Annotated in this window: 1 protein-coding gene; it reads right to left on the bottom strand. The window is 73.2% G+C overall.

Features of this window, described 5'->3' with window-relative positions:
* Window positions 1-452 (bottom strand): glutathione S-transferase N-terminal domain-containing protein (locus tag AC066S_RS39375; protein ID WP_478271993.1); only part of this gene is annotated, 452 nt, incomplete at both ends.

The following is a 452-nucleotide window of genomic DNA, read 5'->3' as shown; positions in this document are numbered from 1 at the left end:
GTCCTCTGCCGCCGCGGCGAAGGCCGCCAGCGCGGGATGCGACTGCGACCCGATGCGCCCGGGCAGCACCAGGCCGATGAAGCCCCATGCCACCGCCGCGGCGATGCCGCCATGGGTCAGGTCCGTCGCGCTGCCCGCGTGGGCGATGGCCTCCTCCAGCTGCGCGCAAGCGGATTCCAGCTGCAGGCCGGTACGGTCCAGCCAGGGCTGGTGCTGCTTCTCGGGCGGGCGCAGCCGCTGTTCGTAGACGATCTGCACCGCCTTCTCGCACGCGGCGAGCGCGAGGCCGGCCACGCGCAGGTCCTGCAGGCGGGCCGCGGGGCTCTTCGGCACCAGGCGCGCGGCCGCCTTCGGCGCGGCGGCATCGATCCATTGCAAGATCAACGTGGAGTCCATCAGCACCGTGCCGTCGTCCGCCACCAGCGTGGGAGCCTTCACCACCGGGTTCACCG

It is taken from the genome of Bradyrhizobium sp. CFUWI (assembly GCF_056429085.1).
This window is presented reverse-complemented; position numbering and strand designations above follow the sequence as displayed.